Below are 6,244 nucleotides of genomic sequence, written 5' to 3'. Positions count from 1 at the left end.
GACGTCGTTCCAGTTGACGATGTTCCAGAAGGCGTTGACGTAGTCGCCCTTGACGTTCTGGTAGTCGAGGTAGAAGGCGTGCTCCCACATGTCGAGCATGAGTAGGGGGGTGAGGCCGATGGAGATGTTGCCCTGCTGGTCGTAGAGCTGGACGATGATCAGTCGCTGGCCGATGGAGTCCCAGGCGAGGATGGACCAGCCGGAGCCCTGGATGGCGTTGGCGTTGGCGTTGAAGTGGGTGCGGAAGGCGTCGAAGCCGCCGAACTGGTCGTCGATGGCTGCGGCGAGTTCGCCTTCGGGCTTGTCGCCGCCGTCGGGGCTGAGGTTGTTCCAGAAGACGGTGTGGTTGGTGTGGCCGCCGAGGTGGAAGGCGAGGTTCTTCTCGTGCAGGTTGACCACGGGGGCGACGGCGTCGGCTGCGCGGAGTTCGGCGAGCTTGTCGAGGGCGGCGTTGGCGCCTGCGACGTAGGCGGCGTGGTGCTTGTCGTGGTGCAGCTCCATGATCTTGCCGGAGATGTGCGGCTCGAGGGCGGCGTAGTCGTAGGGCAGTTCAGGCAGCGAGTAGACAGACACGAGGTGCTCCTTTGCGGTTGACGTGAACCCGATCCTGCAACCTCAACTGCACTGGAGGTCCAGGGGTTGTGCGGCACATCACGCATGCCGGGACGGTGCGCGCTTTGTACCCCCGCCGGGGTGAGACACGCGCACGGGCGACGCGGTCGCCTACCCTCTACCCGTGTCCGGAACCACCAGTGCCCCCGAGCCGCACCTCCCGCTACCCGTCGAGCTGCCGCTCGCCGACGAGCCGGGCGGCACCGATGTGGACCTCAAGACGCAGATGGTGCGCTTCATCGCGACCGGTGCGCTGTCCGCGGTCGTGGATTTCGGGCTCTACACGCTCTTCCTCGCGCTCGGACTGCCCGTGTACGTGGCGAAGTCGATCGGCTTCATCGCGGGCACCACCACTGCCTACCTGATCAACAGGCGCTGGACCTTCAAGGCCGAGCCGAGCCGCGCCCGCTTCATCGCGGTGGTGGTGCTCTACGCGATCACCTTCGCCGTGCAGGTCGGCCTCAACTCGCTGATGTACAACGTGTTCCCCGACGAGTGGTGGAAGGTCCCGCTGGCCTTCGTCATCGCGCAGGGCACCGCGACGGTGATCAACTTCGTCGTCCAGCGCGCGGTCATCTTCAAGATCCACTAGCGAGTCGGGCGGGTCGGTCGGGGGTGTCTCGTGGCGGGCTGTGACAGCCTGTCCAGGTGGAACACAATCGTTTGTGGCCGATCGCGGACAGGGCGTCTCGGTTGTGGTGGCGCACGGTGGGGCGGCCCGTCGACCTGGCTGGTGACCACTCCTGGCTGACGGCGCCCACCTCGGCAGCGGGAGTAGTCCGGGACCACTGGCTCCCGGCCGAGGCGGAGCGACTCGGGGGAGCGCTGATCGCCGCGGATGCCGACGCCGGACTGCTGCCGGACATGGGATGCCTCGCCGGACCCGGGTTCGACCCGGGCCGCCTCGACCCGGCGATCCGGGACTTCTACGAGCACACCAGCCAATGGCGTATGGAGGTCTGGACCCAGTGGTCGCCGCTGTTCGCGCCGGGGGGATCGATGATCGGCCGGCTGTACGGCAAGCGGGTTCAGCAACTCGCGTTGCCGGTGGATCCGCTCGCTGTAGCGCACGGCGTGGACAGTGCGATCACGAAAGTGATTGATCGCGACGGTGACCACGTCGGCTCGGCCTGGTTGCGGACGCTGCGCGGTACGGGCGACTTCATGTACAGCGGGTACTACCGCAGCGTCGTGCTGCCCGGACACGACCGACCCAGCATCCACGTGAGCTTCCCGCTCGAGCAGGGCAACGTCCAGGTCTTCCTGCGCCCACAGAACGGCAAGGACGGGTCATTGCTCCTGGAGTCCCCAGCCGGCGAGTTCGGTGCCGACGGTGCGTACGTCACCGTCCTCGAGCGGGGGCGTCACTACGCGGCGCGGGTCCCGATCCGCGAGGAGTTCCGCATCTACGTCGACGGTGAAGGCGTCCTGCGCACCGACCACGTGCTACGGATGTGGCGAATGGCGGCGATGCGGCTGCACTATCGGCTCGATCGGGTGTCCGCGCGATCTCGAGCGACCTCGGAAGCCGCCGGCTGACCCGTCGGGGCAGGTCACCGCGGCGGACCGGTCGTCAGCACGATCGTCGCGACCCGCGACCCGCCGTTCGCGTCGGTCCATCCCAGTTCGATGCGATCGCCTGGATGCCGGGCGACCATCGTCGCGGTGAGCTCGGCGGCGGTCCGGATCGGCTTGCCGTCGACGGTCGTGATCACGTCGCCGCGCACCAGCCCGGCCTCCTCGGCTGGGGTGCCGTAGCTGACCGCGACCACCCGGGCGCCGGGAATCGTGACGGAGTCGCTGACGCTGATGCCGAGCAGGGCCGTCGGCCCGATGTGCACGGTCTCCGAGCCGCGGCCCTCGCGGATCTGATCCACCACGGTGATCGCCTCGTCGATCGGGACCGCGTACGACTTGATCTCCCGCGGCGGTGCGGGCGTCGGCCCGGGGTCGTGCGAGACGGCGGTGCCCGCGGTGCTGACTCCGATGACGGCCCCGGTGCCGTCGACCAGCGGCCCGCCCGAGTCGCCAGGTCGGATGTCGGCGTTCACCTCGATCAGGCCCGACAGCTTGTTAGTGGAGCCGTCGGCGGAGTCGCGCGCGGTGACGGAGCGGTTCAGGGCGGTGACGATGCCGCCTGCGGCCAGGGGGACACCCGCACCCTCGGCGTTGCCGATGGCGGTCACCGGATCGCCGGTCCGCACCGCGGCGGAGTGGCCGAGCGCGGGCGTCGGCAGCCCGGTGGCGCCCGCGAGTCGGAGCACCGCGAGGTCGCGGGTCCGGTCGTACCCGGCCACCTCGACGTCGTAGCTCGCGCCGTTGCCCTGGTTCACCGCCAGGATGTCGGTGGCGCCGTCGATGACGTGGTGGTTGGTCAGGACGAGGCCGTCCGGGGTGAGCACGATGCCGGTCCCTGCGGTCTCGCGCCAGCCAACGCGCGAGATCAGGTGCACGGTCGTCGGCGCCACCCGCTGGTGGATCTGTTCGGGGGTGAGCAGGATCGGCGGCGGCGGTGCTGGTGGGGGAATCGACTGCGGGGTGGCGACTTCCGGGGCGACGACCCCGGAGGGCGCCGGGGCGGGCACCAGGGTCGGCGGCTCCGACGTCAGCCGCTGGCCGGCGAGCAGGCCCGCGGTGACGGCCGCCGCGACCGCCAGGATCGCGAGCGCGCGGCGGGCGCGGCGGGCGCGGCGACGCTGCGGGGTGGTCCGGTCTTGCTCGGTCCTGGTCATGTACACCCGGCATCCGGAGGGGACTCTGGTCGGCGTGGTGCGGTCGTTCAAGATTACGCGGGTGCCGCAGGCGCGGTCGGGCGTTTGGCGTCCCCCCTCACTGCGGGACTCGCCGAAAAGTGCCGATATCGACAGTTCGGTGCCGTTGCGGCGGTAGCGTCCCTGGCGCGTGCACGATCACTCGTTGCGAACCGGGGAGGGGCACTTCCATGGAGGTCACATCGAAGGGGAGGTCGCGCCGGTTCGCGCGGGCGACGACCATCGCCCTCGCCTCGACGCTCGTGACGGCCGGCTCGGCCGGCATCGCATTCGCGTCCACCGGCCCGAGTGCGCCCGGCGCCGCGCCGCCGGGCCTGGCCGAGTTCGCGGACTCGCTGACCCGCCCCGCCATCGGCAGCCTGAACACCGGCTTCGCCGGGCTCGGCAGCGTCGGGCTCACCTTCGACTCCGGTAGCGCCGGCTCCGAGAACACGGGCTCTCAGAACACCGGCTCGCACAACACCGGCTTCGGGAACACCGGCTCGAACAACACCGGCGTCGCAAACACCGGTTCCGGCAACACCGGCGTCGGAAACACCGGCTCCGACAACGTCGGGTTCGGGAACACCGGTTCGGGCAACATGGGGTCCCTGAACACCGGCTCGCTCAACACCGGTTCGGGGAACACCGGCATCCTCACCGAGGGCATCTTCGTCACCGGGCTGGGATCGGTCGGCTTCGGATCGCTCGGCATCAACTGGAACTAGGGCATGTCTCCCAATCCCCATTTCGGCGCTCCTGGCGTCCAATCGCCGCCCTGCGGCGTTGTCGTCGGCGCCGATACAACCCCGGTATCGGCTTCTCCTCCGCCTTGCCGGACGACGATTGTCTCGCCAGGAGCATCCGAGAGGGATTAGGAGACATGCCCTGGCGCCTGCCGGGTCAGCCCATTCGTCGCTTGAGCACCATGTACACGGCGCGGCGCATGAACGAGGTGCCCAGCGCCTTGGCGTTGCCGATCCGCACGTCCATCGCGGACAGCAGTCCCGGCTCGGCCGCCCGCAGCGCCTCGTGGAACGCCGCCGCCTGGGAGGCCTGCTGGCGCGCCAGTCGCACGCTCCACTGGCCGGCGTTGATGCGGAACGACGCCAGCGGACGGGGGATCGCCACGACGTCGCCGTGCAGGGCGACGCCGACATAGGTGGCCTCGTCGATCAGGTACGGGTTGGCGTCGTCCCACCAACCGATCTTCTCGAGTACGGCCCGCCGCATCAGCACGCAGCCCGGCTCACCGAAGATGTTCGCGCCCGCGGTCACCGCCCGTCGTGCGGCGACCCGGCCGCTGACCGGACCGGACAGGCCCGCAAGTCCGCGGGCCGCGAGCACGGTCTTGCCCGCCGCGTCGACCAGGGTGCGCTGCGAGGCGACCAGCACCGTCTCCGGATGCTCGTCGAACGCGGCCACCTGCTCGGCGAGGCAGGTCGGGAAGATCGTGTCGTCGCCGCACACCAGCTTGAGCAGGTCGCCGCTCGCGGCCTGGCTGACGCGGTCCCAGTTGGCCTTGGCGCCGCCTCCGGCAGGGGTGTCCAGGATCGTGACGCGGGGGTCATCGGCGTAGGGAGCGAGGGCGGCGAGCGTGCCGTCGCTCGAGGCGTGATCGGCGATGATCAGCTCGAAGTCCTCGAAGGTCTGCCCGAGGATCGAGTCGATTGTTTCGGCGATGTAGTCGGCGTTGTTGTACGCCGGAACGACGACGGAGACCCGAGGCGTCATGCGGAACCAGACCTTTTCTTTCTACTGAACGAGAAATCTCGATATCCGAAGAAGCTGGCGGTCGCGGTCACCGCGGTGATCACGATCTGCGCCGGGATCGGCGGGAATCCGAACACCGACACCGCCAGCGTCATCAGGGCCATGTTGATCGCGAAGGCGCCGAAGTTGACGACGACGAACCGCCACAGGTCCCGCAGCAGGTGCCCGCGGACGCGGAACACGAGGTAGCGGTACATCGCGAACGCACACAGCACGTTGCACAGGTAGCCGGCGACGATCGCGAAGTGGTAGCCGAGCTGGTCACCGACGGCGAGCTGCCAGGCGATGAACCAGGCCGTGCCCAGCGCCGTGTTGAACCCGCCGACCAGCAGGAAGGCCAGTCCCTGGTTCTTCACCAGCCGCATCAGCGGTCCGGCGCCGCCCGACATCCCCGCAGGCGGGGTCGCCGCGGCGGTGCCCGAACTCGGGTCGTGGGGACCTCGGTCGGTCAACTGGTGGTCCTTCATCGCTGGTGGTGCTGCCCGCTTGCCCGGTGCACCCTACCCGAGGGGTGGTGCACCGGCCCCGAACCGCGGCAGCAGCCCGGACTCGAGTGCCGCGGCGAGCGACGGCGCGGCCGCGTCCTTCTCGGAGAGCCCGAACTCGAGCGCGGTCCCGTCCCGGCCCGTGGTTGGCCAGTCGATGCCGACCTCGGCGTCGAGCGGATCGATGCCGTGCTCGCGGCCCGGCGCGTACCCGGTCGAGCACAGGTAGACGACGGTGGAGTCGTCCTCGAGCGAGAGGAACGCATGACCGAGACCCTCGCTCAGGAACACCGCGCGGCGGTCGACATCGTCGAGCAGGACCGCGTCCCACACCCCGAACGTCGGCGACCCGACCCGCAGGTCCACCGCGACGTCGAGGACCGCGCCCCGGACGCAGGTCACGTACTTGGCCTGACCGGGCGGCACGTCCGCGAAGTGGACGCCCCGCAGCACGCCAGCCGCGGACACCGAGCAGTTGGCCTGCTGCAGGTCGAGGGTGCGGCCGGTGGCCTCGGTGAACGTCGGGTCCCGGAACCACTCCAGGAACACGCCGCGGTCGTCACCGAACTGCTGCGGGGTGAACTCCCAGGCGCCGGGCACTTTCAGTTCGCGAAACTGCATTCC

Annotated in this window: 8 protein-coding genes; 3 read left to right on the top strand and 5 right to left on the bottom strand. The window is 69.6% G+C overall.

Annotated features, from left to right (window positions below; genetic code table 11):
- Positions 1-573: superoxide dismutase (locus tag BR31_RS0115370; protein WP_027501729.1), on the bottom strand; the 573-nt coding region annotated here is incomplete at its 3' end.
- A gap of 163 nt (positions 574-736) precedes the next feature.
- Between BR31_RS0115370 and BR31_RS0115365 the strand changes: the two genes are divergently transcribed.
- Together BR31_RS0115365 and BR31_RS28865 are read left to right on the top strand one after the other, a co-directional pair.
- A complete protein-coding gene (locus tag BR31_RS0115365; protein ID WP_269321354.1) occupies positions 737-1,204 on the top strand; it encodes a GtrA family protein in 468 nt (155 codons plus the stop codon).
- A gap of 56 nt (positions 1,205-1,260) precedes the next feature.
- Entirely contained in the window at positions 1,261-2,151 is an 891-nt protein-coding gene (locus BR31_RS28865) for a hypothetical protein (RefSeq protein ID WP_051637457.1), read from the top strand.
- Between the two features lie 14 nt (positions 2,152-2,165).
- Here the strand turns inward: BR31_RS28865 and BR31_RS0115355 are convergent, their stop codons facing one another.
- Positions 2,166-3,344, bottom strand: coding sequence for a S1C family serine protease (locus BR31_RS0115355; protein WP_051637463.1), 1,179 nt, complete (start codon positions 3,342-3,344; stop codon positions 2,166-2,168).
- A 209-nt stretch (positions 3,345-3,553) separates the two neighbouring features.
- Between BR31_RS0115355 and BR31_RS30645 the strand changes: the two genes are divergently transcribed.
- Positions 3,554-4,090 (top strand): pentapeptide repeat-containing protein, encoded by a 537-nt coding sequence (locus BR31_RS30645; RefSeq protein WP_051637456.1) that lies wholly within the window; start codon positions 3,554-3,556, stop codon positions 4,088-4,090.
- A gap of 175 nt (positions 4,091-4,265) precedes the next feature.
- Here the strand turns inward: BR31_RS30645 and BR31_RS0115345 are convergent, their stop codons facing one another.
- From BR31_RS0115345 to BR31_RS0115335, 3 genes are read right to left on the bottom strand one after another with little or no spacing between them, the layout of a single operon-like run.
- A complete protein-coding gene (locus BR31_RS0115345) occupies positions 4,266-5,096 on the bottom strand; it encodes a glycosyltransferase family 2 protein (RefSeq protein ID WP_027501726.1) in 831 nt (276 codons plus the stop codon).
- Positions 5,093-5,587 carry a GtrA family protein gene (locus BR31_RS0115340; RefSeq protein WP_051637462.1) on the bottom strand — a complete coding sequence of 165 codons (495 nt, stop codon included), beginning with the start codon at positions 5,585-5,587 and terminating at the stop codon, positions 5,093-5,095. Before BR31_RS0115340 ends, BR31_RS0115345 begins: the two co-directional genes overlap by 4 nt.
- A gap of 48 nt (positions 5,588-5,635) precedes the next feature.
- Positions 5,636-6,241, bottom strand: coding sequence for a dTDP-4-dehydrorhamnose 3,5-epimerase family protein (locus BR31_RS0115335; protein ID WP_027501724.1), 606 nt, complete (start codon positions 6,239-6,241; stop codon positions 5,636-5,638).
- Positions 6,242-6,244: the final 3 nt, after the last annotated feature.

Origin of the sequence: Rhodococcus sp. UNC363MFTsu5.1 (genome assembly GCF_000686785.1) — a bacterium.
Lineage (GTDB): Bacteria > Actinomycetota > Actinomycetes > Mycobacteriales > Mycobacteriaceae > Rhodococcus_G > Rhodococcus_G maanshanensis.
Note: the sequence above shows the minus strand (reverse complement) of the source record. Positions and strands in the feature narration are given on the sequence as shown.